A 26,258-nucleotide genomic window follows, 5' to 3' on the forward strand; every position below is an offset into this window, starting at 1 on the left:
TGTATGTGCCCGCGTGGAAATGGGAAATATCCCAACCGAAAGCAAAGAATGGCGAACCCGCTCCTGCCGAAAGGCATGGTCTGAAGGCATTGACCGACAGACGAACCGTTGAGCGCTCTGGCTGTTTCAGAAGAAATCAGAGGTTAACATGACCAACATCATTCAGCAGCTGGAAGCCGAACAGGCCGCCAAGATCGAAGCAAAGCGCACCCTGCCCGAGTTTTCCCCGGGCGACACCCTGCGCGTCAACGTGCGCGTTACCGAAGGTAACCGTACCCGCGTTCAGGCTTACGAAGGCGTTTGCATCGCCCGTTCCGGCGGCGGTCTTTCCGAAAGCTTCACCGTTCGCAAGATTTCCTACGGCGAAGGCGTCGAGCGCGTATTCCCGATCTACTCCCCGCTGGTCGAAGGCGTTGAAGTCGTTCGCCGCGGTAAGGTTCGCCGCGCAAAGCTCTACTACCTGCGCGACCGTCGCGGCAAGGCTGCCCGTATCGTTGAGAACACCGGTACGCGCGCCCGCAAGCTGAACGAGTCCGAGCGTCAGGCGCTTGCCGACGAAAAGGCACGTCTGGAAGCCGAAAAGGTAGCAGCAGCACAGGCTCTCGCCGCCGAGAAGGCAGCAGCCGAAGCCGCAGAAGCCAAGGCAGCGGAAGAAGCAGCAAAGGCTGCTGAAACCGCAGCGGAATAAGATTTCCATTTCGATGGATTGATCAAAAGGCGGTCTTCGGGCCGCCTTTTTTGTTGCGTCGACATCACGTAGCAAGGCATGCATGCGGCTTGAAAGCCGCGATTGACGAGCATTGGCTGGCCAGAAAATACCCAAGCTCTCTCAGTCATTTCCTTTGCGGAAAGATGCGGCAGATTTCGAGCGGCAACAAATGCCTAGCTGATTTCTAGCTCGAATGTTTTAGCCCATCCTCGAACAGCATTGCCTAATTGCATTTATTGTGCGATTTTCTTGCCGTTTCAGGTGTTATTATGTTTTTATTTAATTCTTTTTTAACAAAAAATAAGTCCGCTTTTTTCGCCGTTGGTCTCGCCAGCGCGTTGATGAACATTCTTAATCTTTCCGGCTCGCTTTTCATGCTGGAAGTTTACGACCGCATTTTGCCAAGCAAGAGCATTCCATCCCTTGTGGCACTGGTCGTTCTCCTGATCGTTCTCTACGCGTTCCTTATGGGGTTCGACGCGCTGCGAGGCCGTATATTGGCGCGCATTTCGGACAATATGGACGACGCGCTCAATCAGAAGCTTTTCAGGGCGTCGATCAGCGCCCCGCTCCTTGCCTCGGGAAAGACCGATGGGCTGCAGATCGTCGGCGATCTCGATCAGATCCGTCAGTTCCTCTCAGGACCAGGCCCGGCCGCCTTTTTCGACATTCCCTGGCTGCCCATCTATCTGCTGATCTGTTTTGCCCTGCATCCGTGGATCGGGTTCGCTGTGCTCGGCGGAGCCGTAGTTCTCATCGTGCTGACGCTTCTTACGAACTGGCTGACAGAACGGGCGACAAAGCAGGCTTATACCGCGCGAGGCCAAAGAAACGTCCTCGTCGGCAGCAGCCAGCGCAACATCGAATCCATCAAGACCATGGGCATGATGGGGGCGGTGACGTCCATGTGGGACGAACTACATTCCAGATACCGCACCGTCACCCTGTCGACATCCGATACGGCCGGCATGCTCGGCGCCATGTCGCGAACATTCCGGCTGCTGCTGCAATCCGGCGTCATGGCCATCGGCGCCGTGCTTGTCATCGACGGCAATGCATCGGCGGGCAGCATCATCGCAGGCTCGATCCTCTCGGCAAAGGCGCTCGGCCCTGTCGAACATGCGATTGCAAACTGGCGCAGCTTCATGACCGCAAGGCAGGGCTGGAAACGCGTCAACGAGTTTCTGGAACTGGTGCCCGAACCCTCGCCGCCGCTCTCCCTGCCCCGCCCGCAATTTACCGTCGCGGTTGACCGGGTAACCGGTGGGCCACCAAACGGCGCACGCGATACGGTCGCCGATATTTCCTTCACGCTGAACGCAGGCGACGGTCTCGGCATCATCGGCCCAAGCGCCTCGGGCAAATCCACGCTGGCACGCTTGATGACCGGCATCTGGCCTTATGAACGCGGTTCCGTCCGTTTCGACGGGGCCGCGCTCAATCAGTGGGATTTCGAGTTTCTCGGCAAATCCATCGGCTACATGCCCCAGCAGGTGGAGCTGATGCCGGGGACCGTGGCGCAGAATATCGCACGCTTCGACCGCGATGCGACAGCGGAAGCGGTTGTCGCCGCAGCCAAGGCCGCGCAGGTGCATGAGCTGATCCTCAACCTGCCCAACGGTTACGATACCTATATTGGCGACCGTGGCGAGGCTTTATCGGGCGGGCAGAAACAGCGCATCGGCCTTGCCCGTGCACTGTTTGGCGAACCCTTCTTCGTCCTTCTCGATGAGCCGAACTCCAATCTGGACAGCGAAGGCGAAGCGGCCCTGCGCAATGCCATTGGCGACATCAGGGCGCGCGGCGGCATTGTCGTCGTCATTGCCCATCGCCCCAGCGCCATCGAAAGCGTCAATCTGGTGATGGTGATGAGCAACGGCCGGATGCTGCGCTTTGGCACCAAGGAGGAGGTGCTCGCGCAAATCCTGCGGCAGAATATCCGCCAGGTGCCTGAGGAGGAAGAACCGCGCAAGATTGAAAACCGGGTGAGCGAAAATGGTTGAGGCGGAAAAACCCGCTATGACGAATGCGTCCATTCTCAAGCACTCGACCGCAGTGGTCGTTCTCGCCCTTGGCCTTCTGGTCGGATTGGGCGGCTGGGCGGCTTTTGCAAAGCTTGCCGGCGCGGTGGTGGCCACGGGCCGGGTTGTCGTTGAAGGCAACTCCAAGAAAATCCAGCATCTTTCCGGCGGCATCGTCAGCGAGATCAATGTTGCCGAAGGCGACAGGGTCGAGGCCGGTCAGGTCCTGTTGCGGCTAAGCGCCACCGTCGTGCAGGCGAACCTCTCCATCGTCGAAAATACGCTTGCGCAGCTTTATTCGCGTCGGGCTCGTCTGCGTGCGGAAATTGCTGAGGCGCCGTATTTCACCGTGGAGGAAGATCTGGCGGCACTGACAAGTTCGAAAGCGGCCAAGACCTTTATCGACAGCGAACAGAACCTTTTCGACAGCCGTCGCAACGCCTTGATCGGCATGAAAAAGCAGCTGGGAACACGCAAGGATCAGCTTGCCGACGAGGCACGCGGCCTCGAGGTGCAGGTGGAGGCAACGGACAATGAGCTTGCGATTGTAAAGGAAGATGTTTCCAAAACGGACGAGCTCTTCAAAAAAGGGCTTGTCACGCTTCAGCGCCTCAATCTCCTCAAGCGCCAGCTCTCCAATCTCGAAGGTCAGCAGGGTCAATATATTGCCGCCCGGGCACAGACGGTGGGCAAGCTTAGCGAACTGGACCTGCAATTGCTCCAGCTCGATGAAGACCGCAAATCGGAAGTCACGAAAGACTTGACATCGATCGAAGCAACCGTCGCGGAATATGAAGAGCGGCTGGCGGCAACGCGCGATCAACTGGATCGCCTCGACATCCGCTCGCCGATTGCCGGTCGCATCTACCAGCTCTCGGTGCACAATATAAACGGCGTCATTCAACCGGGTGAAGTGCTGATGCTGGTGGTGCCGGAGCAGGATGAGCTTGCCATCGAGGCCAATATAACCCCACGAGACATCGATCAGATTTACGTCGGGCAGCCGGTTACCATTCGTTTCACGGCATTCAATCAAAGCACGACGCCGGATTTGAGCGCGCAAGTTGCTGTCGTCGCCCCCGATCTGCAGACAGATTCCCGAACTGGCACATCTTATTACGCGCTGCGCATCAAACCCGACAAGGCCGGAATGGGTCATCTGCCCGGCGGGAAATTATATCCCGGCATGCCGGCCGAAGTATTCATACAAACCAGCGAAAGGAGTGTTCTTTCTTATTTTGTGAAACCATTCCAGGACAGGCTCAAAAAGACCTTCGTACAGGAATAAACAGTTTCCATTGCATAATTTTTCGAAAGGAATTTTCACAACACGTTAAAGACGCACTTTATTCAAAAAAACAATTTCTTATATTGTATTATCATTTTTTACGTATTAAATATCACCCGCAATATTTATTATAAATTTAATTTCAATTCATCGATTTCTCAAAAATTTATGGGAGTGTAAAATGGCGTTAAAAGTAACTTTTGGTAATGGTGGCGCTGCTTCGGTATCTTCGCTCACCAACCTGGTCGATCAGGAAGCTTACAAGCTCCTCACCGAATCCACAGCACAGGTCAAAAACGGTTCTTCGCTCGACTCCGGCGTGGTCAATGTCGGCGCGGTATCGGTTCCCGGCACCGGCGCGGGCGGCACGGTCGATGTTGGCTATGACCCCAGCTCGAACGGCTTCAAATTTGACGTATCGTCGGCATGGAATTCCGTAAAGAACGCTCTCGCCCAGTCCGACACTTCTGAAAACCTTATCTTCAAGGATTTCGTTCAGGTCGATGTTCATCTCGGCGGCACCGGTTCGTCCACCGTGGAAGTTCTCAATGCCAAGCGTGGCAACATCTCGACCGGCGCGGGCAACGACACGGTCTCGGTCTCGGTCGTATCGAACGACAAGGCTTGGGTAAACGCCTTCAACATCGACACTGGCGCCGGCAACGACACCATCGTGGTCAAGGCGGGCACGGCGTTCGACGGCGGCGTTGCTGCCGGTACCAACGTCGTGAACGGTGGCGCTGGCGTCACCGACGGCAGCTTCACCTCCGTCAAGATCGACGCCGGCGCGGGTAACGACTCTATCGACCTGAGCGGTGTGAACCTCGCTTCATCGCTCGTCACCGGCGGCAAGGGCATCGACCACATAAAGGCAAGTGGTGGCGCCGATACCTTTGTCTTCAATCTCGGCGACATGGCCAAGAGCATCGCCACCGACAGCATTGAAGGCTTCAACGCCGCCGTGGACAAGCTCAAGCTGGTCGGCACGGTAATCGATAACTGGGCGGTTTCGACGATCGATAGCGACACCGTCCTCACCTACAACGTCACTGGCGAGCACAAGGGCGAAAAGATCGTTGTCGCCGGTGTTCACCTGACCGGTAGCGACTGGTTCACCGCGTAATTCTCTCGAAGAGAATTTCATTATTTGTCGCTTAAAATGATCGTGGCCCGGAAACATCCGGGCCACGAATTTTTTACATATGCGACCGCCGGCGCTTATGGCAGCCGTCGCTATTTTCCAAAATCAGGCAGCCTTAACCTGATTGCCCATTCTGCGGGTTGCGATGATGACCAGCACCCCGGCAAGCGCCAGGCAGAAAGCAAGGAAGAACATCGGCGCAATGGTGCTGCCGGTCTGATCCTTGATCCAGGGCACCACGTTCTGCGCCACGAAACCACCCAGATTGCCGACGGAATTGATCGCGGCGATGCCGGCGGCCGCACCTGCTCCCTTGAGGAAGCGGCCGGGCAGGCTCCAGAACACCGGCTGGCCGGCAAAGATGCCTGCGGCGGCGATGCAAAGGAAGGCGAACTGCAAGACCGGATCGCTCAGCAATGCCGACATCAACAGGCAAAAGGCGCCGATGAAGGCAGGACCGACGATATAGGGCGTCTTGTTCTTTGCCTTGTCGGCGGCCAGGGGCACAACGAACAGCGCGATGGCCACGATCACCCAGGGGATGATGTTAATGAAGCCATTGGCGGTGTTGGAAACGCCGAAGCTCTTCACGATGGTCGGAAGCCAGTAGCTGAGACCATAGGCCGCCAGCGGAAAGCCGACATAGCAGAGCGCCATGAACAGCACGCGCGGATTGACCAGCGCCTTGAAGCCGTCCTCCGCATGCTCTTCCATGCCCTTGTTTTCTTCGGCCAGCCGGTTCTTCAGCCAGTTTTTCTCATCCTGCGTCAGAAACTTCGCCTTTTCCGGAGTGTCGTCGAGATAAAAGAAGGTGACGATGCCGGCGATGACGGCCGGGATACCCGTGGCGAGGAATACCCACTCCCATCCCGCATAACCGAGGAAACCATCCAGATCGAGCAGCATGCCGCCGAGCGGCGCGCCGATGGCATTGGCAAGCGCGCTGAAAATCATGAACAGGCCGATCATGCGGCCGCGATAATCCCGCGGGAACCAGAGCGTCATCAGGAAGAGCACGCCGGGGAAGAAACCCGCTTCGCAAAGCCCGAGCAGGAAGCGCAGGATATAAAACATCGTGGCGTTCTGCGTGTAGGCAAGCGCGATGGTGACGGCGCCCCAGGAAACCAGAATGCGGGCAAACCATTTGCTGGCGCCGAAACGGTTGAGGAACAGGTTGCTCGGCACTTCGAAGATGAAGTAACCAATGAAGAACAGCGAAGCGCCAAGACCGTAGGCATATTCGCTGAGGCTCAGCGCATCCACCATCTGCAGCTTGGCATAGCTGACATTCTGGCGGTCGATATAGGCGATGAGATAGAGAAGGCCAAGAAACGGCATCAGCCGCCAGGTGATCTTCGAGATAAGGGCTTTTTCGGATACCATATGCTTTTCCCTCCCTTCGATTTCTCGTCGAAACGCAAATGATAAGGGAACCCATCTATATGTGCATCGCAAAATACGCAAGTTGCATTGCATCATGACCATTGGAGAACCCCAGCAGGACAGGCCCGTTGCGGGCCTTCAGTCGTGATGCAGCGCATATAGAAAATGCCGAGCCGCCGCATTCCGTGCTGTACGCATTCATATTGCCGTAAAACCGGCGATCTGCTATGAAGGCTGCCATGGGATCTAAATTCGGATGTCTCGCGCAGAATGTTTATGTGCTGCAGGACCACAAGCGTCTGCCGGCACGGTTCTTTGCGCGCGTTTCCGGGGCGCTCACCAGCCGACTTAGGCTCGCCTGACAGCACCGCTGTCCACGCCTTTCTGAACCCTGATTACCCTTTTCCATGACAAGGCATAGAGCCATGAGCGCACCCCGCACCTTATATGACAAGATCTGGGACGACCACGTCGTCAATCGTGACCCGGACGGAACCTGTCTTCTCTACATCGACCGTCACCTCGTCCATGAGGTGACGAGCCCGCAGGCCTTCGAAGGCCTGCGCATGGCCGGCCGGCCAGTGCACTCGCCTGCCCGCACGCTGGCCGTCGTCGACCATAACGTTCCGACCACGGCCGACCGGCTGGAAGGCATCAAGAACGAGGAAAGCCGCATCCAGGTGGAAGCGCTCGCGCAGAACGCCAAGGATTTCGGCGTCGAGTATTATTCCGAGCGCGACAAGCGCCAGGGCATCGTTCACATCGTTGGCCCTGAACAGGGTTTCACCCTGCCGGGCATGACGATCGTGTGCGGTGACAGCCACACCTCGACCCACGGCGCCTTTGGCGCACTGGCGCATGGCATCGGCACCTCGGAAGTGGAGCACGTTCTGGCGACCCAGACGTTGATCCAGAAGAAAGCCAAGAACATGCTGGTGCGCGTCGACGGCAAAATCCCCGATGGCGTTACCGCCAAGGATATCATCCTCGCCATTATCGGCGAGATCGGCACGGCTGGCGGCACCGGCCACGTGATCGAATTTGCCGGCGAGGCGATCCGTTCGCTCTCCATGGAAGGCCGCATGACGGTCTGCAACATGACCATTGAGGGCGGCGCCCGTGCGGGTCTTATCGCACCTGACGAAACCACCTTCGATTACATCAAGGACAAGCCGCGCTCGCCGAAGGGCGAAACGCTGGAACAGGCCATCTCCTATTGGAAAACGCTGAAATCCGACGAAGGCGCCCATTATGACAAGGTCGTGGTGCTGGATGCGGCCAACCTGCCGCCCATCGTCTCCTGGGGTTCGTCTCCGGAAGACGTGACCTCCGTTGAAGGCATTGTTCCCAATCCCGATGATATCGAGGAAGAAAACAAGCGCGCCTCCAAGTGGCGTGCGCTTGACTACATGGGCCTGAAGCCCGGTACCCGCATCACCGATATCGCCATCGACCGCGTCTTCATCGGCTCCTGCACCAATGGCCGCATCGAGGATTTGCGCGCGGCGGCGAAGATCGTTGACGGCCGCAAAGTCGCTCCCACCGTTTCGGCCATGATCGTCCCCGGCTCCGGTCTCGTGAAGGAACAGGCGGAAAAGGAAGGTCTGGACAAGATTTTCCTCGAAGCCGGTTTCGAATGGCGCGAGCCAGGCTGCTCCATGTGCCTTGCCATGAATGACGACCGCCTGAAACCCGGCGAACGCTGCGCTTCCACCTCGAACCGCAATTTCGAGGGCCGCCAGGGCTATAAGAGCCGCACCCACCTCGTCTCCCCCGCCATGGCGGCGGCGGCGGCGATTGCTGGTCATTTCGTCGACGTACGTGAGTGGCAATAAGCTCCTGAGGCCATCGTTTCAGGAAAGCCACCCGTACCCACAGGGGGGGGGTGGCTTTTTATTATAGCCCCTGCAAACGCCGCTGCGGCTGCGTGCCGTGCAGAAACACGGCGAAAGTATCCCAGGGCGGCGTGATGGAGAGCTGGCTCAAGATACGCGCTACCTCGCCTCTGTGAATGCCCGCATGCAGGACCATATGTGAAATCATCTCAGCGCGGGACATGTAACCCTTGTCCCCATCCGTGAAGGTGAAGGCGACAAATTCGCCAAGCGATGCCGGCGATGTTTTCTCGATATAATCGAGATACCAGCCATCGAGCGTGGCGACATCCTTCGCAAGATCATCCAGCTGCGGCGCTGCCTCGGTATTATCCGAGAGAAAGCCATGTGCCGTTCCGGTGAGGTGACCCGAAAAAATCCTCGCGACGACGTAATAGTGATTGATCAGCCGGATTGCCGTGTGCCGTTCGGATGCATTTTGGACGGGATCGAGGTGTTTCAGCTTCTCGAACAAGTCCCTGTTCGCCCATTGGTGATAGCCGAGCAGGCTCCTGAGCAGATCCCTCATCACAATATCCTTTACATCTGAAAAATGTGAGCACTATGTTTATATTTTCGCCATAGAGGGTATCTTGTCTACTCGCATTGCAAAGCGGAAGACCGAGATGCGCAAGGAGCCTCGTCAGGAGCGTTCCCGCGCCACGGTCGATGCCGTCATTCACGCGGCGGCTCGCATTTTGAGCGATCATGGCTGGGCGGGTTTTACCACGAACAGGGTCGCCGAAACGGCCGGCGTCAGCATCGGCTCGCTCTATCAATATTTCCCGGACAAGATTTCAATCGTGGAAGCGGTGCGCCATCGTCACCTCGAAGACTGTCTCTCCGTCATGAAGAGCGTCTCGCAAAAGCGGCAATCGCTTGCGACATTCGTGGAAGAGCTCGTAACCGGCATGATCGGGGTCCACAGCATCCATCCCGGTCTTCACAAGGTCCTTCTGGACGATGCACCCAGCCACGAAGGGACGAACGATCCCAACAACGTTTTCGAACAGGAATATCTCGGCCTTTATGCTGCAGCGATCGCGGCACATATGACAGCCGGCACAAAGGGCGAAAGCAGAACCGCGGCGCTGACCGTATCCGATGCCATTGACGGCATCATTCACAATGCCGCCCGCCGCGGAGAGTTGCAGTCATCCAAAGTCAGACGGGAAATGATTGCGCTCGTTCACGCCTACCTGTCTCAGGTAACCGGTGAATGAGAGGCCGTCAGCTCATTCCGAAATGATCTTCACCCGCTGACCCGGCTGAATGGTGGCCGTGGCGCTCATTGCGTTGATCATGCGGAACATGTCGAGCTTCCGGTCGGTTCCCATCATCCGCGCCGCCATTGTCGCCACGGTTTCACCGGGCTTCACCGTCACCACCCGCACCCTGAGCGGCTTCAGCGAGGCGATTTCCTGCGGCGTCATCTTGCGGAAGCTGGTGCGCAATGTATTGGCGATGGAATCGAGCTGCGTATTGCCCTTCGGCACGGCGGTCAGGAAACGGAATATCTGCTGGCCGACACGAATGACGGTCACGTCGAAGTCCCATTTATCCGCACTTGCCCGGGCTGTCGCAGCCTCCAGACCATTGATCTGGGTTTCCTTGACGGTTTCCGGCAACAGGCCGGCAACCCAGCCGCTGGTCAGGTAATTGGCAAGGCTTGTCTGTTTCGGATCGGCGACGCCGTCGAAACGGATGGCCATATCGCCCGGTCCCGTCGCCAGAACGGCCTCGACCTTGTTGTCGATGACGAAACCTTCCGGCACATCAAAACGAATGCCGAGCGTTCCGTGCAGGAATGTCTGGCCGCGGACATAACCTTCCTGCGGGCTATCGCCATAAAGCAGGCCGTCTATGCCATCCAGAAACCAGTCGCGACCACGATCCCCGACCTGACCGTCCTGACCGAAGGCGCGGGCATGACGGCGCGCAAGCTCGATGCGCTGCGGCGTGTTGGGGTGGCTGGAAAGGAAGTCGAGGCTCTGGTCGTTTTCGGGGTCAGCCGAAGAGAACCGCGCATAGGCCGCCATGGAATCCAGAAAACGCGGCGAGGCAAAGGGGTCGTAACCGGCCTCACCCAGCATCCGCACGCCGATCACATCCGCCTGCAATTCCTGCTGGCGCGAAAAGGCCGCGAGCCGCAGCTTGCCGCGCGCAAGCGCCTGCTTGCCGGCAAGATCGCTCGACAGCACCTCGGCAACCACGCGGCTGGCAATCACCTCCGCCTCTTCGCGGCGCTGGCGTTCGATGCCATGGTTGGCGGTGACGTGGCCCATCTCATGCGAAAGCACGGCGGCCACTTCAGAAGCATCGTTGGCAAGCGCCAGAAGCCCGCGCGTCACGTAAAGATATCCGCCCGGCAGCGCAAAGGCGTTGATGGCCGGCGAGTTGAGGATGGTGATGCGGTAAGACTGTTGCGGGTTTTCTGAAACGGCCGTCAGCGCACCGGCAATGCGCGCAACAAGCCGCTCCGTCTTGGCGTCACGATATTCACCGCCATAACTCGCCACGATGCGCGGATGCTCGCGCGCGCCCATCTGGGCGCGGGGATCATTCTTCTGCACCTCTTCCACGGTCTGCGGATTATCCGACGGGCGCAGCGTGGACTGGTAGGCCGGGCTGAAGAGAGACTGGCACGACGACAGGAACACCGCAGACGCGGTCAGCACACAACAGGCTGCAGCCATCCTGCCCGAACGGCGAAGGCCTGAACGGGAGAAGAGCCTCCACTGTGCAGTCATGCTATTTCTCATTCTCTATGCCTGCCCCTAACGTTCCTGATCATCCGTTAATTGCAGACCAGAATAACAGATTCGCCCCAACGGGCGATGAATGCCGAAACGGTAAAAACGATCCATCAAGTCCGGATTATTCCTGAAGAACGCAATAATTCCCATCTTTTCTCGGGCAACAACTTGAAACTGGCAAGTGCAAATTAGCGCCATTGAAGTCATCTAAAGCGATTGCCAGCGGCACACGTCGAAAATAAGGCGATCACCCGTTCAGAAAACTGTCCACCGCCTTCACATTTTGTGTGGCGAAGAAATCTGCGGTCGGGCCGGTATAGACAACCCGGCCGCGATCAAGAAAAACCACCTGCTGCGCCAGCTTCTTTATGTCTTCGGGATGGTGGGTAACAATAATCACCGTGTTTTTTGTTTCTCCATGCAAGTCGAGAAGCAGGGAGGTCATGCCCGCCCGCAGTCCCGGATCGAGTGCGGCAAAAGGCTCGTCGAGCAGCATGACCGGTTTTTTCCTGACCAGCGCACGCGCCAGCGCCGCCCTCTGCCTTTCTCCGCCGGAAAGCGTGCCCGGTAAACGTTTGTTGAAACCCGCCAGACCGACACGTGCAAGCGCCATTTCAATCCGTTCCCGGTCTTCCAGCCGCAATTTCAGCCCGGGGCTGACACCGAGAGCGACATTGGTGAAGATATCGAGATGCGCAAACAGATTATTATCCTGAAAGATCGATGAGACCGGTCGTTCCGAAGGATCGAGCGCCGTCATGTCCTGCCCGCCGATCATCACGCGGCCGGAATCCGGCGCCTCGAAACCGGCGACGAGGTTGAGAAGCGTCGACTTGCCCGAACCGGACGCGCCGACGACGGCGGTTATCCGGCTCTTTGGGAATGTGCAATCGAGGTCGAAATCCTGTGTTCCAAGCCGCAGCCTGACCTTGTCCAGTTCAACGGCAAAATCATCGCCTGTCATATGCTCGCCCTTGCTGATTGGGATTGCCGTGCAACACCGCCTGCGGCAAGCAGCAGGCAGACGACACCGAGAAGGAAGGCATAACCGGCGGCGTCATCGGTACGATAGCTGCCCATATTGCTGTAAACCAGCCATGGCAGGGTGATGAAACTTTCCGATCCGAACAGGGCAACCGCGCCTAAATCGCCGAGAGACAGGGCCATGGCGAAGGAAAACGCCATGGCCAGCGGCCGCCACAGAACCGGAAGATCGGCGAACCGCAGCCGCGTCAGGCCCTGAAGCCCGAGACTGGCGGAAAGCCGGCCGGTGCGCAAAAAATGACTGGTGCAAGCCGGCTCCAGCACGCGCATGGCAAGCGGCAAAGCCATGAGCATGTTGATAAGCGCCACGAGGACGGGCGCATAGAAGCTGACATCGCCGAAAACCCGCAATAACAGGAACCACCCGCTTCCCAATACGACAGGCGGCACCAAAAGCACCAGCGAAGACCCTGCCCCCAGCATGGCGGAGAGGAAGCGCAGGGGTTGCCCCGCCTGCCGTCTGGAGCCTATCGCCTGGCGTGCGCCGATGATCGCCATGCAGCAAAGCACGACAAGGGCTGCGGAGAGTGCAGCGATTGCAAGACTGGTCGCCGCCGCGCGCAGGAAAATAGGCGCGGACAGAAGACGCGGCAGATCGGCCCTCAAACCCGAGACGGCGATGGCGACAAGCGGCAGGCCGATCAGCAGAACAGCGAACACGATTGCCGCGCCATCCCAGAGGCGGGCACCGATGCCCTTTCCGTCGAAACGGTGAAGGGAACGACCAAGCGAGGGAATTTCCGCTTCGGGCGACGGCAAAAAGGCAAGAAGGCCGAGCAGGATTGCGGTGAGGCCAATCTGCAAAACCGAAAGCGCAATCGCCCGCTGCGGATCGAAATCGAACCGCAACGCCTGATAGATCGCCACCTCCAGCGTCGTTGCCGCCGGCCCGCCGCCCAACAGAAGAACGAGCGTGAAACTGGTGGCGCACAGCATGAAGACAAGCCCGGCAATGCCGGGAACGAGACGCGCGACCGCCGGCCATTCGATAAAACGGAAAATCGAAACCGGCCCCATGCCGAGGCTGGCCGCCATGCGCCAATATTCGCCCGGAATGCGCTCCAGCCCGGCCAGCATCAGCCGCACCGAAAGCGGCAGATTGAAAAACACATGGGCAATAAGAATGCCGGACAGGCCGTAAATGCTGAAAGGCTCATTCGCCCCGGCAAAAACGAGGGCCGAATTCAAAACGCCCTGCCTGCCCCAGATGGTGATGATACCGAAGGCGCCGACGATCACCGGCAGACCCATCGGCACCGCCATCAGCCTGATGATCCAGATCCTTCCCGGAAACTCGCGCCGACGACAAAGCGCCAGCGCCACCGGCAGGCCGAGAACAATGGAAAGAAGGGTGGAAAGCGTTGCCTGATAAAGCGTGAAACGCAGGATGCGCAGCGTATAGGCATCCATGATGCCGGCAGCGGACGCACCGGCATCAAAAGACAGGAGAGCCGCAACCGCGAGCGCCATGAACAGGAAAACGGCGGCAAAAGCCGCCGTTCCGAAAATGATCGACCGCCGGTAATCGCGACGCAGCATCATGCGCGGGTGTGCCTCTTCCTCAATTCATGCTCATGGCGGCAAGCCATTCATCGATCCATGCCTTGCGGTTCTTCGCCACCTCTTGCGGATTCATCAGGAAAGTCTTCTGCGGCACGACGAGTTTTGAAAACGCCTCCGGCAAGGGCTTCGAGGTCGCCGCAACCGGCATCATCCAGTTATTTTCCGGAATGGCATCCTGAAAACCGGATGTCAGCGTGAAAGCGAGGAACTGCTTTGCCAGATCCTTGTGCGGCGCGCTTTTGAGGAGACCGGAAACCTCGATCTGGATGTAATGCCCTTCGGAAAAGGCGGCGGCCTGATAGCGATCCGTTTTTTCAGCGACCATGTGATAGGCGGGCGAGGTGGTGTAGGAGAGCACCATCGGCACCTCACCCTTGGTGAAGAGGCCATAGGATTCCGACCAGCCCGGCGTAACGGTGAGAATGCGCTTCCTGAGCTTTTCCCAGGCCTCCGGGGCCTTATCGCCGTAAACCGATTTCACCCATAGCAGCAGGCCAAGCCCCGGCGTGGAGGTGCGCGGATCCTGAATGACGATTTTCTGCGAGGGGTCGCCTTCCACGAGGTCTTTCAGGCTCGTGGGCGGGCTTTTCACCGTCTGCGTATCATAGATGACAGCGAAATGACCGTAATCATACGGAATGAAAACATCGTCCGTGTAGCCGCCCGGCACCTTCGCCGCCGATGCATCGATGCCGCTGACATCGAACAGACCAGTCTGTTTTGCTTCCGCGACAAGATTGGTGTCGAGGCCAAGCACGACATCCGCCTTGGACCCCGCCCCTTCAAGCTTCAGACGATTGAGCAGCGCCACGCCATCGGCCACGCCGACGAAATTGACCGTGCAATTACAAACCTTCTCGAAGGCCTCCTTCACCTTGGGTCCGGGACCCCATTCGGAAACGAAGCTCTCATAGGTGTAGACGGTCAGTTCCTGTTTATCCTGTGCGACGGCAAGACCGGGCAGAAACAGCGAGGCGGCAATGAGGGAATTCAGGAAAAGACGACGGCGCACGGGTATCTCCTCAAAAAAACGATAGGGAAATAGCCGCCTGCGTTAAAGCCGTCTAATCCCTCCGCCGGTATGAACCGGATCAGGTTCTTCGGGTTGGCAAGCCTCTCAGCCTTTTGCACTAAAGCGCAAAAGACACCCCGTTAGATCAAGATGATGGTGTAGTCCCGCCGTCCCCGATTGGCAAGATGGCCAAGGTCAGCCCTGTTCCGTCATATGCACCAGTTCCCAGACATGCCCGTCGGGATCCTGAAAGCTGCCGGCATACATGAAGCCATGGTCCTGAACGGGCTTCCAGCCGCTGCCGCCGGAGGCAAGCGCCGTCGCGATCATCCGGTCGATTTCCTCCCTGCTTCCGGCGGAAAGACAGGTCAGAACCTCGGTGGTTCGCGTCGCATCGGCAATGTCGCCGTTGATGAAATCGCGGAAACGTCCCTCCTGGAGAAGCATCACGAAGATATTCTCTTCCACGATCATGCAGAGCGTGCGGTCATCCGAATATTCCGGGTTGAAGCTGAAACCGAGAGCCGTGAAGAAGCTTCTTGATGTCTCGATATTCTTGACCGGCAGATTGACGAAAATCATGCGCATTTTCACAACTCCTCCAAACGAACGCCGGCATAGAACGGCAATTCTGCTTTTCTGTCAAAGGCTGAAGGAGGATCGGTCAAGCGGGGAACTGGTTGCCTTCAGCCCTCCAGTTCCTCGCGCAGCATCTCCAGTTCCAGCCATTCTTCTTCCATGGCCTCCAGCCTGTCGCGCAGCTTCGACATTTCCTGCGCCAGCGTGTTGAAGGCCGCCGGGTCCTTTGTGAAAAGTTCCGGATCGGCCATGCGCTGCTCGCGTTTTGCGATTTCGCCTTGCGCCTTTTCCATCTCCTTCGGGAGATTTTCGAGCGCGAATTTCTGCTTGAAGGAAAGCTTGCCCTTGGCCTTTGAAGGATCCTGCGATGCAGATGCCGCAGGCGCGGCCTTCGCCTTTTCCTGTTTCTCAGCCTTGCGTTTTTCTTCCGCCGCACCCTTGCGCTGCGCCATCATGTCCGAATAGCCACCGGCATATTCGATCCATCGTCCGTCCGGCTCATCCGGATTGACGGGCGCGATGGTGGAGGTGACGGTGCGGTCGAGGAAATCGCGATCGTGGCTCACGAGGATAACGGTGCCGGAAAAGCCCGCAACGATTTCCTGCAGCAGATCGAGCGTTTCGATATCCAGATCGTTGGTCGGCTCGTCGAGGATCAGAAGATTGGTCGGCCGCGCCAGAATGCGCGCCAGAATAAGGCGCGCGCGCTCGCCGCCGGAAAGGTTGCGGATCGGCGTGCGGGCCTGTTCCGGCTGGAACAGGAAATCCTTCATATAACCCGTCACATGCTTCAATTCGCCGTTGACCAGCAGATTTTCACCACGGCCATCGGTCAGATAATGCGCGAGCGTATCGTTGGGATTGAGATCCTCGCGTTTCTGGTCGAGCGTCGCGATCTCCAGATTGGTGCCGAGCTTCACCGTGCCGCTATCGGGCTCCAGCTGGCCGGTGAGCATCTTCAGAAGCGTGGTTTTACCGGCGCCATTCGGGCCGACGAAACCGATGCAATCACCGCGATGGACGCGCAGCGAAAACGGCGCGACGATCACGCGCTCGCCGTAAGCCTTGGTGATGGCCTCGGCCTCGATGACCAGCTTGCCGGATTCACGTCCTTCGGTAACGGTCGCCTGCACCGTGCCCTGAGGTCCCTTATGGCCGCGATATTCCGCACGCATGGCCTGAAGCTCGCCGACACGGCGCATGTTGCGCTTGCGCCTTGCGGTCACGCCATAGCGCATCCAGTGTTCTTCACGCTCGATGGCCTTGCCGAGCTTGTGCTGTTCCAGCTCCTCCTCTTCCAGCACCTTGTCGCGCCATTCCTCGAAATGGGCAAAACCGCGATTGAGACGACGGGACTGGCCACGATCCAGCCAGACGGTCGAGGTCGAGACCTTTTCGAGAAAACGCCGGTCATGCGAAATCAGCACTAGCGCGCTGCGCGTCTGCTGCAGCTCGCTTTCAAGCCATTCGATGGTGGGCAGATCGAGATGGTTGGTCGGTTCGTCCAGCATCAGGATATCGGGTTCCGGCGCCATGACGCGGGCAAGGGCCGCACGTCGCGCTTCACCGCCGGAAAGGCTCGCCGGATGTTCCTGCCCGGTGAGACCAAGATGCTCAAGAAGATAGGTGACGCGATAGGGATCGTCACCCGGTCCAAGCCCCGCTTCGGCATAGGCCTGAACCGTGTCGTAACCGGCAAAATCCGGGGCCTGTTCCAGATAACGGATGGTGGCGGCCGGATGCCGGAAAACCTCGCCCGACTGCGCCTCGACCAAACCCGCGGCGATCTTCATCAGGGTGGACTTGCCGGAACCGTTGCGCCCGACGAGGCAGATGCGGTCGCCCGGTTCCACCTGTAGATTGGCGCCATCGAGCAGCGGGGTCACGCCGAAGGTCAGCTTGATGTCATCGAGTTTCAAAATTGGGGGTGCCAAGGCGTCAGGCTCCGGTCAGATCATAGGGGCGGGCGAGCACGATGGCTTTTCCGCTTTTCAGCGAGAAATGCACGGGGCCGCCATTCGCGACATTGGAAATAGTGCGGGACGAACCGAAAGCAAGCGCGAAATCCGTGAGCGGATAACGCACATTGCCGATATCGAGCCCCTCAAGGGCGGTAAATCCGGCAACCGAAAACAGCGAAGCAGGCGGCAAATCGATATCCAGCGAACCGGCAAGCAGCGGCCGCGCCTCTTCTTCACCGGAGGTCAGCGTAACGTCGATACCATGTTCGGCGAGCGCCACCGCGTAAAGGAGATGCTGTAGCGCATGATCGCTTCTCGCGCCTCCAAGCGCACCGACAAGCACCAGCGAATGCGCGCCACGGGAGAGAGCTTCCGATACCGCGATCTCGCCATCCGTCACCGCCTTTGCGGCCGGGTATGGCTGCCGCGCCACATCGGGCCAGGCCTCCAGCAAGTCTTTGCTGGCGGAATCGAAATCCCCGACCCACAACTCCGGCGCAAGGCCAAGCGGCCCGGCATGGCGCATGCCGCCGTCGGCCGCAATCACACGGCTATCCGCGACCGCCTCTTTCAGACGATCGGTCACCGTGACATCGCCGCCAAGCAGAATGGTGAAGCGCTCTTTATCCATGCCCTGCCTTATCGCACCTCGGCCAAAAATGGAAAGCGGAAACCCGATGAAATCGGCCTATATTGATTTTCGCCGGCTTCGGGATTATGAAACGCCTCAGTGGTGATTTGCCGACCGGCTTGCAGCCACTTTAAAGAAGTCGCTAAAGGGTCGAGGAAAAAGGCAATTTCCTGGGACCGGTCGCGATTTCGCTGCCGGTTTTTTTGTTTTCGCAACGTTCTTTACGTGATCCGGAAAAGAGAGTTCGACATGCCGATCAAGATTCCCGATACGCTTCCCGCTTTTGAGACCCTCGTTCATGAGGGCGTGCGGGTCATGACCGAAACGGCGGCCATCCGGCAGGATATCCGCCCGCTCCAGATCGGGCTTCTCAACCTCATGCCGAACAAGATCAAGACGGAAATCCAGATGGCGCGCCTCGTCGGCGCATCGCCGCTGCAGGTAGAGCTGTCGCTGGTGCGGATCGGCGGCCATCGCGCCAAGAACACGCCGGAAGAACATCTTCTGTCCTTCTACGAGACGTGGGAAGAAGTGCGCCACCGCAAGTTTGACGGTTTCATTATTACCGGCGCGCCCGTGGAGACACTGGCCTATGAAGACGTGACCTACTGGAACGAAATGCAGAAGATTTTCGAATGGACGCAGACCAATGTCCATTCGACGCTGAATGTCTGCTGGGGCGCGATGGCCGCCATCTATCATTTCCATGGCGTGCCGAAGCACGAGTTGAAGGAAAAGGCTTTCGGGGTCTATCGTCACCGCAATCTCTGCCCCTCATCGATCTATCTGAACGGCTTTTCGGATGATTTCCAGGTTCCCGTCTCGCGCTGGACGGAAGTACGCCGCGCCGATATCGAAAAACATCCGAAACTCGAAATCCTGATGGAATCCGAGGAAATGGGCGTTTGTCTGGTGCATGAGAAAGAGGGCAACAGGCTCTATATGTTCAACCATGTCGAATATGATTCGACATCGCTTTCGGACGAGTATTTCCGTGACGCGAATGCCGGCGTGCCCATCAAGCTGCCGCATGATTATTTTCCGCACAACGACCCGGAGCTTGCCCCGCTCAACCGCTGGCGCAGCCATGCCCATCTGTTTTTCGGCAACTGGATCAACGAGATATACCAGACGACACCTTATGATCTCGAATCCATTGGCAAACTCGCCGCGTAAATTGCGGATTGCGAATTGCCGGGAAATGACGCAACGTCCGCCCGGCAATTCGCAACATCAGGGAGAATGACGATGAGCGACGCGGCGGCTCGGGAGAATTTCGGTTTCACGGCGACCGGCGAAAAAGTCGAACGCGTCACCATCTCGAAAGGCGGGCTGACGGCCAAGGTCATCACCTGGGGCGCCGTCATTCAGGATCTGCGCCTTGAAGGCCACCAGCCACCGCTCGTTCTCGGCTTCGACAAGTTCGAGGACTACAAATATTCCTCCTATTTCGGCGCCACCCCCGGCCGCAATGCCAACCGCATCGGCGACGGCAAATTCTCCATCGACGGGCATGACTACCAGCTGGAGCTCAATGAAAAAGGCGTAACCCATCTGCATGGCGGCAGCGACGGCATGGGCAAGCGCAACTGGATGCTGATGGAACATGGCGAAAGCCATGCGGTTCTGCAGATCATCGATCCCGATGGCCGCGCCGGTTATCCTGGCAATTGCACGGTCACGGCCACCTATACCATCCTCGACGGCGGCGTGCTTGCGGTGGTCTATGAAACGATGACCGACAAGCCGACCATCGCCAATGTCTGCCAGCATTCCTATTTCAATCTCGATGGCGCAGACACCGCGCTTGGGCATGAGATCAACATCGCGGCTGATTTTTACCTGCCCACCAACGACAAGCAGATACCGACGGGCGAAATCCGCTCCGTCGAAGGTACCGTCTTCGACCTGCGCCACCCTACACCGATGCGGCGCAAGGAGAATGGCGAGCAGGTTCTCTACGACCATAATTTCTGCCTGTCGCCCGAGCGCCGCGCAAAACGCAAGGTCGCCCGCGCCTATTCGCCGGCCTCCGATATCGCCCTTGAGGTTCACACCACCGAACCCGGTGTGCAGTTTTATTCGGCCTTCAAACTGGATGTCCCGGTTCCCGGCCTCGATGGCCGTCACTATGGCCCCTTTGCCGGTTTCTGCCTGGAAACGCAGATTTGGCCGGACGCCGTCAACCACGCAGATTTCCCGCACGCCATCCTGCGGCCGGGTGAAACCCTGCGTCAGGAGACAGACTATATTTTCAAGAAAGGCTGACGCGGCGCGCCGGGATCAATCCAGCACGCAGCCGACATAGCCGCCGGAAGCGCGGGCGCGCCGTTCGATGAGGCCGGCAAGCCGTTGCAGCCCGCGTCCCGGCTTGCTGGCGACGCGGTCGATTGGATTGGGTAAGGACACAGCCAGCAGCGCCGCCTGACGGGAGCTGAGTTTTGCGGCCGGCACCTTGAAATGGTGCTGGGCGGCAGCCTCGATTCCATAAATGCCCGGTCCCCATTCGGCAACGTTGAGATAAATCTCCATCATCCGTTTTTTGGACCAGACGAAATCGGCGGCAATCGCCAGCGGCAGTTCCAGCCCTTTGCGCAAAAACGAGCGGCCGTTCCATAAAAACAGGTTCTTTGCCGTCTGCATCGGAATGGTGCTGGCGCCACGCGTCGCAGCCCCGTCGAGCGCATTGCTGACCACGGACTGCATCTGGTTCCAGTCCACGCCGCCATGGAAACAGAATTGCCCGTCCTCGGACATCATCACGGATTGCACGAGGCGCGGCGAAATATCCTCAAGCGGCACCCAGCGCCGGTCATATCCCTGCAGGGTCACCAGATCGGCGAGCATCAGCGTCGAGACCGGCCGGATAAACGGCAGCGCATAAACCGGAATCAGCAGATAGGGCAGGATCAGCAAAGCCAGCAAGGTTATGACGATACGCTTTGCCAACGTGCGAAAATCCACCTTCGGACTGCTCCGGTCTTCCGCCAGTACGGCGTAATCTGCGTCGCTTTCAGGCGTACTGCTCAATATTCGTCAAAGCCCCGCACCAATTGAAGCCTTTCATAGTCCATTGCCGCCTTCAAGGCGAGTCCGCTCAAATAGTTGCACCGCTGGAATCACGAAAAGGTTTGCCTGCATTCGCGCGGCATGCCAAAGAGCGCGGCATGGACGCTGCGATGACAAATTTCGAAACCAAGCTGCGCGAAAACGCGGCTAAAACCGAAGCCCTGCTTGGCCGCCTGCTTTCCGGCGAAGCCCGCGCGGATGAGATCACGCGCCCGCAAAACCTGCTCGACGCCATGCGCCATGGCGTGTTGAACGGCGGTAAACGCCTGCGGCCCTTCCTCGTCATCGAAAGTGCCGCCCTAGCGGGCGGGAATGCCGAAGCCGCCCTTTATGTCGGCGCGGCACTGGAATGCCTCCATTGTTATTCGCTTGTGCATGACGATCTGCCGGCCATGGACGATGACGACCTGCGCCGCGGCCAGCCGACCGTGCATCGAAAATTCGATGAGGCGACCGCTATTCTCGCCGGCGACAGCCTGCTGACGCTTGCCTTCGATATCATCGCATCGGACGAAAATCCGCTCGCAGCCGAGCGCAAGGCCGCGCTCGTACTTTCGCTTGCCCGCGCCGCGGGCATCGGCGGCATGGCCGGCGGCCAGGCCCTCGATCTCGCTGCGGAAAAGAAAGCACCTGATGAAGCCGGCGTCATTACATTGCAGGCTATGAAAACCGGTGCCCTGCTGCGTTTTGCCTGCGAAGCGGGCGCAATCATCGCTGGCAGCGATGTTTCCGAAAGGCAAAGGCTGCGTCTCTTCGGCGAAAAGATCGGCCTCGCCTTCCAGCTTGCCGACGACCTTCTGGATTTGACGGCCGATGCCGCCACCATGGGCAAGGCAACCGGCAAGGACGCCGCGCGCGGCAAGGGAACGCTTGTGGCGCTGCGCGGCGAGGACTGGGCGCGCAGCCAGCTGCGGGAGCAAGTGGCTGAAGCCAGCGAACTGCTGGCCCCTTATGGCGAAAAGGCCGCGATTCTCGTCGCGGCCGCCAGATTCATCGCTGAACGAAAAAGCTGAGCGGCTTCCACTCAGCTTTTCATCACCCAATCAGCCCTTGAGCGGCGAAATCAGCACTTCGACGCGACGGTTCTGAGCGCGGCCATCCGGCGTTGCATTCGATGCGATCGGCTGCGATGCGCCGAAACCAAGCGTCGAAATACGGCGCTGGTCGACGCCGCGCGCGCCGAGATAATTGGCGACCGATGCGGCACGACGCTCCGAAAGACCCTGATTGTAACCCGGGCTACCGGTGGAATCGGTGTGACCGTTGATGTCGATCAGCGTGCGGTTAAACTTGTTCAGCACGATGCCAACGGAATCAAGCGTTTGATAGAATGGCGGGATGACCTGATCCTGGTCCGTCGCGAAGGTGATGTTCGACGGCATGTTGAGAACGATGCTGTCGCCACGGCGGGTAACCGAAACGCCGGTTCCCTGAAGCTGGGCGCGAAGCTCGGCTTCCTGGCCATCCATGTAATTGCCGATGGCGCCGCCGGCGAGCGCGCCGATGCCCGCGCCGATAAGCGCGGCATTACGGCGACCGGTCGGCGAACCGCCGACAGCCAGACCACCCAGAGCACCGACCACGGCGCCGATGCCGGCGCCGCCCGCCGTGTTCGACATCTTCTGCTCACCCGTATAGGGATCGGTGGTGGTGCAGGCGGAAAGATAGGTCCCGCAAAGGGCAACGATCGCGATTTTTTTGATCATGTGTTTTGATGCTCCGAGAGGTTCAGGAGGTATGACAGTGGAATTCCGGCCTTTTCACGGTACTCTTTACTCCGCCGCATCTTTCCGGCCAAAACGCTTTTCGATGTAGTCGATCACAAGCGCTTCAAAATCGGCGGCGATATTGGGACCACGCAGGGTCAGCGCCTTTTCACCGTCGATGAAAACGGGCGCGGCGGGGCTTTCGCCGGTGCCGGGCAGCGAAATGCCGATATCGGCATGTTTGCTTTCGCCGGGACCGTTTACGATGCAGCCCATGACGGCGACATTCAGCGCCTCGACGCCGGGATATTTTTCCCGCCAGACCGGCATGTTCTTGCGAATGTCGCTTTGGATGTTCTGGGCCAGCTCCTGAAAAACGGTGGACGTGGTGCGCCCGCAGCCGGGACATGCCGCAACGACCGGAATGAACTGGCGGAAACCCATGACCTGCAGCAATTCCTGCGCTACCTGCACTTCGCGGGTGCGGTCGCCATTCGGCTCCGGCGTCAGCGAGACACGGATCGTATCGCCGATGCCATGCTGCAGCACATAACCCATGGCGGCGGACGAGGCGACGATGCCCTTGGAGCCCATGCCCGCTTCGGTGAGGCCGAGATGCAGGGCGTGATCGGAGCGTTCCGACAGCATGGAATAAACGGCGATCAGGTCCTGCACCTGGCTGACCTTGGCCGAAAGGATGATGCGGTTGCGCGGCAGACCGATCTCTTCGGCAAGCTCGGCGGAAATCAGCGCCGACTGAACGATGGCCTCACGCGTGACCTGCCGGGCGGAGAGAGGGAAACCCTGCTCCTTGTTCTTGTCCATCAGCGTCGTCAGAAGTTCCTGATCGAGCGACCCCCAGTTGACGCCGATTCGCACCGGTTTGTCGTAGCGGATCGCCATTTCCACGATCTCGCCGAACTGCTTGTCCTTCTTGTCCTTGAAACCGACATTGCCCGGATTGATGCGGTATTTCGCCAGCGCTTCGGCGCAGGCCGGATGATCGGCCAGAAGCTTGTGGCCGATATAATGGAAATCACCGACAAGCGGCACATCAAGCCCAAGCCGCAGCAACCGCTCGCGGATTTTCGGCACGGCGGCCGCACTCTCGTCGCGGTCGACGGTGATGCGCACGATTTCCGAACCGGCCCGGAACAACGCCGCCACCTGTTGCACGGTGGCGTCGATATCCGCCGTATCGGTGTTGGTCATCGATTGCACAACGACGGGCGCGCCGCCACCGACGATGACACCGCCCACGTCTACGGCGACGGATGCGCGGCGGGGCTTGGGATCGTAATCGGCATGTGACGTCATGGCGGTCTCTGGAGCTTGCGGCAAGGTCTGGCAATTGAGGTGAAACAGGCAAGCCTGCTTGTCAACACCCAACGCATGAGAGCTTCTACTTTACCGCAATCATGGCAAAATTCGAGACGCCTATTCCTTGCCCGCGCCATCCGCATGGCGGGCGAGCCGCGAAAGCAGCAGGACCACCACATGCAGCAGCGGCAGGAACAGGAAGACGCTGGCAAGGCCGGTATGTTCGGCAATAAAGCCGATGGCCGATGGCGCCACCAGAATACCGGAATAACCCATGGTGGTGACCACCGAGAGACCAATGCCGGGCGCCAGTCCCGGCATGTTGCCGGCGGCGGAAAAGGCAATCGGCACCATGTTGGAAATGCCGATGCCGGCAATCGCGAAGCCGATGATCGCAATAGTGGAATTTCCCGCAAGACCGGCAATCAGGAGACCGATGATCGACATGGCCGAACAGAAGCGCAGGGTCGTCACGGCGCCGAAGCGGTCACGCACCAGATCGCCGGCAAAACGCATGGCCGCCATGGTCAGGGAGAAGGCCGCGAAGGCGAAACCGGACTGCGATACCGAAGCACCGAGTTCATTGCGCAGATAAAGCGCGCCCCAGTCGAGGATAGCGCCTTCCGGAATCATCGAGAACAACGCCATCAGGCCGATAATCCATGGCAGCGGCGTCAGCGGCAGGCCGCCTTTCGGGCGTTCCTCCTCCGGATGCGGACGATCCGCAAGGACGCGCGGCCACGCGATGACCAGCAGCACGAGTGCGATGACGGTTAGCGCAATGGCATGTCCCTGCACGCCGATGGCCGTGATGAGATAACCGCCAAGACCGGCGCCGATCAGGCCGCCAAGGCTCCAGAAGGCGTGGCACGACGACATGATGGCGCGGCGCATATCCCGTTCCACCGCTACCGCATTGGCGTTCATGGCGACATCCATGGCCCCCGTCAGCCCGCCGAACAAGAACACCGCAATCACCCCGGCCCACACCGTGCCTGCCCAGGAAATGAAAAGCAGAGTCGGCAAAAAGATCGCCGCCGTGACAAGGCTCACCGTACGCGAGCCGAAACGGGCGATCTGCGAACCGGCAATCGGCATGAAAACCAGCGAGCCGATGCCGAAGACCAGAATGATCAGGCCGAGCGCGCTCTCACTGAGGGACAGGCGCGCCGCAAATTCCGGAATCTTGGGCGCCCATGATCCCATCATGAAACCGTTCATCAAAAACAGCAGGGAAACGCCCAGCCTGTGCCGAGTCAGATAGGACGAGCGTATGCCTGTCCGCGAAAATGTCGTGGGGCCATTCATCGGCAATATCCTTCAGACTTGACCATGAGAAAACTGAGCGACGTCATCATCGCCGCAATAAACCTGTACGCCCTTTGCCGACAGCGCCTCGACGAATGCGCGGTCGGCATCCTGTTCCAGCACGAGGGAAAGAGGTGGAGAAAAATCATGCACATGGAAAGCTGCCCTGTGGCCGAGCTTTTCCGTGGTGATGGCGGCGACAATCCGCTGGCTGGCGCTGCAGGCGAGCCGCTTGAACACCGCATCCTCGAAAACATCCGCTGACAGACCCGTCTCGGCCGCAACGCCGCAGACACCGAGAATGCAGAGATCGGGCCGCATCAGTTCGAGCTGCCGAAGCGCCATGGCGTCAATCGCAGCACCTACGGCCGGATCGACCTTGCCGCCGATCAGCACCAGATCGATATCGGCCCGCCCTGTCAGTTCGGCGGCAATGGCGGGCGTATTCGTCACCACCGTCAGGTTGAGCCCGGCGGGAAGCGCCCTTGCAATGGCGAGATTGGTGGAGCCCGCATCGATGAAGACGACCATGCCCGGCTCGAGAAGCGGAACAACGGCGCGCGCCAGCAGTGCCTTGCGGTCAGCATCCTCGGCAATGCGCGTCTTCAGCGGCACCGTTTTGCTGTCGGAAAGCAACGCCCCGCCATAAACCCGCAGGCATTCTCCCCGGGCTGCCATCTCACGCAGGTCGCGGCGCACGGTGTCTTCGGAAACGCCGAAATTCTGCGCAAGATCCTGCGCCAGTACCCGGCCGCTTTGCCGCAACTGCGCAAGGATGAGCGCCTGCCGCTCGCTGACAAAATGATCGCTCATCGGAACTCATGCATAAACCGGAATAAACGTGCACGAACATGCATATTCGAGTTTTTACGGCTGCGCAACAAAAAACGCCC

Annotated in this window: 23 protein-coding genes and 2 riboswitches; of the genes, 9 read left to right on the forward strand and 14 right to left on the reverse strand. The window is 58.9% G+C overall.

Going from position 1 to position 26,258, the window contains the following annotated elements; genetic code table 11:
- Positions 1 to 148 precede the first annotated feature (148 nt).
- The 4 genes from rplS (at position 149) to ACIK7D_RS21985 (ending at position 5,141) form a co-directional block, all read left to right on the forward strand.
- On the forward strand, positions 149 to 688 hold the full coding sequence (rplS, locus tag ACIK7D_RS21970) for a 50S ribosomal protein L19 (protein WP_003520506.1): 540 nt from the start codon (positions 149 to 151) through the stop codon (positions 686 to 688).
- 290 nt (positions 689 to 978) lie between these two features.
- Complete coding sequence (locus ACIK7D_RS21975; RefSeq protein ID WP_400157345.1) at positions 979 to 2,712, forward strand: type I secretion system permease/ATPase; 1,734 nt, start codon at positions 979 to 981, stop codon at positions 2,710 to 2,712.
- On the forward strand, positions 2,705 to 4,018 hold the full coding sequence (locus ACIK7D_RS21980) for an HlyD family type I secretion periplasmic adaptor subunit (protein WP_400157346.1): 1,314 nt from the start codon (positions 2,705 to 2,707) through the stop codon (positions 4,016 to 4,018). Before ACIK7D_RS21975 ends, ACIK7D_RS21980 begins: the two co-directional genes overlap by 8 nt.
- Positions 4,019 to 4,199: 181 nt before the next feature.
- The gene (locus ACIK7D_RS21985; RefSeq protein WP_127756521.1) at positions 4,200 to 5,141 is read left to right on the forward strand and encodes a rhizobiocin; all 942 of its coding nucleotides are present in this window, start codon (positions 4,200 to 4,202) and stop codon (positions 5,139 to 5,141) included.
- A 123-nt stretch (positions 5,142 to 5,264) separates the two neighbouring features.
- Here the strand turns inward: ACIK7D_RS21985 and ACIK7D_RS21990 are convergent, their stop codons facing one another.
- On the reverse strand, positions 5,265 to 6,542 hold the full coding sequence (locus ACIK7D_RS21990) for an MFS transporter (protein ID WP_080815596.1): 1,278 nt from the start codon (positions 6,540 to 6,542) through the stop codon (positions 5,265 to 5,267).
- A 425-nt stretch (positions 6,543 to 6,967) separates the two neighbouring features.
- On the opposite strand from ACIK7D_RS21990, the gene leuC reads away from it, so the two are divergent.
- Positions 6,968 to 8,377 carry a 3-isopropylmalate dehydratase large subunit gene (gene leuC, locus ACIK7D_RS21995; protein ID WP_400157347.1) on the forward strand — a complete coding sequence of 470 codons (1,410 nt, stop codon included), beginning with the start codon at positions 6,968 to 6,970 and terminating at the stop codon, positions 8,375 to 8,377.
- Between the two features lie 61 nt (positions 8,378 to 8,438).
- Here the strand turns inward: leuC and ACIK7D_RS22000 are convergent, their stop codons facing one another.
- Complete coding sequence (locus ACIK7D_RS22000; protein ID WP_400157348.1) at positions 8,439 to 8,945, reverse strand: DinB family protein; 507 nt, start codon at positions 8,943 to 8,945, stop codon at positions 8,439 to 8,441.
- A 97-nt stretch (positions 8,946 to 9,042) separates the two neighbouring features.
- Here ACIK7D_RS22000 and ACIK7D_RS22005 point away from each other — a divergent pair, with 97 nt between their 5' ends.
- Entirely contained in the window at positions 9,043 to 9,639 is a 597-nt protein-coding gene (locus ACIK7D_RS22005; protein ID WP_400157349.1) for a TetR/AcrR family transcriptional regulator, read from the forward strand.
- Between the two features lie 12 nt (positions 9,640 to 9,651).
- On the opposite strand, the gene ACIK7D_RS22010 is transcribed toward ACIK7D_RS22005, so the two are convergent.
- From ACIK7D_RS22010 to ACIK7D_RS22040, 7 genes are all read right to left on the reverse strand, one after another.
- A complete protein-coding gene (locus ACIK7D_RS22010; RefSeq protein ID WP_162936761.1) occupies positions 9,652 to 11,112 on the reverse strand; it encodes a M48 family metalloprotease in 1,461 nt (486 codons plus the stop codon).
- A gap of 307 nt (positions 11,113 to 11,419) precedes the next feature.
- On the reverse strand, positions 11,420 to 12,136 hold the full coding sequence (locus ACIK7D_RS22015; RefSeq protein ID WP_400157350.1) for an ATP-binding cassette domain-containing protein: 717 nt from the start codon (positions 12,134 to 12,136) through the stop codon (positions 11,420 to 11,422).
- Positions 12,133 to 13,758, reverse strand: a complete 1,626-nt coding sequence (thiP, locus tag ACIK7D_RS22020) for a thiamine/thiamine pyrophosphate ABC transporter permease ThiP (RefSeq protein ID WP_400157351.1) — start codon at positions 13,756 to 13,758, stop codon at positions 12,133 to 12,135. Before thiP ends, ACIK7D_RS22015 begins: the two co-directional genes overlap by 4 nt.
- Before the next feature lie 19 nt (positions 13,759 to 13,777).
- Positions 13,778 to 14,791, reverse strand: coding sequence for a thiamine ABC transporter substrate binding subunit (gene thiB, locus ACIK7D_RS22025; protein ID WP_400157352.1), 1,014 nt, complete (start codon positions 14,789 to 14,791; stop codon positions 13,778 to 13,780).
- Between the two features lie 39 nt (positions 14,792 to 14,830).
- Positions 14,831 to 14,941: riboswitch (TPP riboswitch) on the reverse strand.
- A 45-nt stretch (positions 14,942 to 14,986) separates the two neighbouring features.
- Positions 14,987 to 15,379, reverse strand: a complete 393-nt coding sequence (locus tag ACIK7D_RS22030; protein WP_400157353.1) for a VOC family protein — start codon at positions 15,377 to 15,379, stop codon at positions 14,987 to 14,989.
- 98 nt (positions 15,380 to 15,477) lie between these two features.
- Complete coding sequence (locus tag ACIK7D_RS22035; protein WP_400157354.1) at positions 15,478 to 17,304, reverse strand: ABC-F family ATP-binding cassette domain-containing protein; 1,827 nt, start codon at positions 17,302 to 17,304, stop codon at positions 15,478 to 15,480.
- A 4-nt stretch (positions 17,305 to 17,308) separates the two neighbouring features.
- Positions 17,309 to 17,962: a thiamine diphosphokinase gene (locus tag ACIK7D_RS22040; RefSeq protein WP_080815580.1), complete on the reverse strand. Its 654-nt coding sequence runs from the start codon at positions 17,960 to 17,962 to the stop codon at positions 17,309 to 17,311.
- Between the two features lie 89 nt (positions 17,963 to 18,051).
- Positions 18,052 to 18,128, forward strand: a riboswitch (SAM riboswitch).
- Between the two features lie 83 nt (positions 18,129 to 18,211).
- Between ACIK7D_RS22040 and metA the strand changes: the two genes are divergently transcribed.
- Complete coding sequence (gene metA, locus ACIK7D_RS22045) at positions 18,212 to 19,138, forward strand: homoserine O-succinyltransferase (RefSeq protein WP_080815578.1); 927 nt, start codon at positions 18,212 to 18,214, stop codon at positions 19,136 to 19,138.
- A gap of 72 nt (positions 19,139 to 19,210) precedes the next feature.
- Positions 19,211 to 20,230, forward strand: coding sequence for an aldose epimerase family protein (locus tag ACIK7D_RS22050; RefSeq protein ID WP_400157355.1), 1,020 nt, complete (start codon positions 19,211 to 19,213; stop codon positions 20,228 to 20,230).
- 15 nt (positions 20,231 to 20,245) lie between these two features.
- Here the strand turns inward: ACIK7D_RS22050 and mtgA are convergent, their stop codons facing one another.
- Positions 20,246 to 20,953 carry a monofunctional biosynthetic peptidoglycan transglycosylase gene (mtgA, locus tag ACIK7D_RS22055; RefSeq protein ID WP_400157423.1) on the reverse strand — a complete coding sequence of 236 codons (708 nt, stop codon included), beginning with the start codon at positions 20,951 to 20,953 and terminating at the stop codon, positions 20,246 to 20,248.
- A 176-nt stretch (positions 20,954 to 21,129) separates the two neighbouring features.
- Here mtgA and ACIK7D_RS22060 point away from each other — a divergent pair, with 176 nt between their 5' ends.
- Positions 21,130 to 22,044, forward strand: a complete 915-nt coding sequence (locus tag ACIK7D_RS22060; RefSeq protein WP_400157356.1) for a polyprenyl synthetase family protein — start codon at positions 21,130 to 21,132, stop codon at positions 22,042 to 22,044.
- Positions 22,045 to 22,074: 30 nt separating this feature from the next.
- Here the strand turns inward: ACIK7D_RS22060 and ACIK7D_RS22065 are convergent, their stop codons facing one another.
- From ACIK7D_RS22065 to ACIK7D_RS22080, 4 genes are all read right to left on the reverse strand, one after another.
- Positions 22,075 to 22,737: an OmpA family protein gene (locus ACIK7D_RS22065; RefSeq protein WP_080815571.1), complete on the reverse strand. Its 663-nt coding sequence runs from the start codon at positions 22,735 to 22,737 to the stop codon at positions 22,075 to 22,077.
- A gap of 66 nt (positions 22,738 to 22,803) precedes the next feature.
- Complete coding sequence (ispG, locus tag ACIK7D_RS22070) at positions 22,804 to 24,054, reverse strand: flavodoxin-dependent (E)-4-hydroxy-3-methylbut-2-enyl-diphosphate synthase (RefSeq protein WP_262534177.1); 1,251 nt, start codon at positions 24,052 to 24,054, stop codon at positions 22,804 to 22,806.
- A 120-nt stretch (positions 24,055 to 24,174) separates the two neighbouring features.
- Complete coding sequence (locus ACIK7D_RS22075) at positions 24,175 to 25,365, reverse strand: MFS transporter (protein ID WP_400157357.1); 1,191 nt, start codon at positions 25,363 to 25,365, stop codon at positions 24,175 to 24,177.
- A 12-nt stretch (positions 25,366 to 25,377) separates the two neighbouring features.
- Positions 25,378 to 26,178 (reverse strand): DeoR/GlpR family DNA-binding transcription regulator, encoded by an 801-nt coding sequence (locus ACIK7D_RS22080; RefSeq protein ID WP_080852988.1) that lies wholly within the window; start codon positions 26,176 to 26,178, stop codon positions 25,378 to 25,380.
- Between the last annotated feature and the right edge of the window lie 80 nt (positions 26,179 to 26,258).

The organism is Agrobacterium sp. P15N1-A, from assembly GCF_044626815.1.
In the GTDB taxonomy this organism is placed as follows: domain Bacteria; phylum Pseudomonadota; class Alphaproteobacteria; order Rhizobiales; family Rhizobiaceae; genus Agrobacterium; species Agrobacterium leguminum.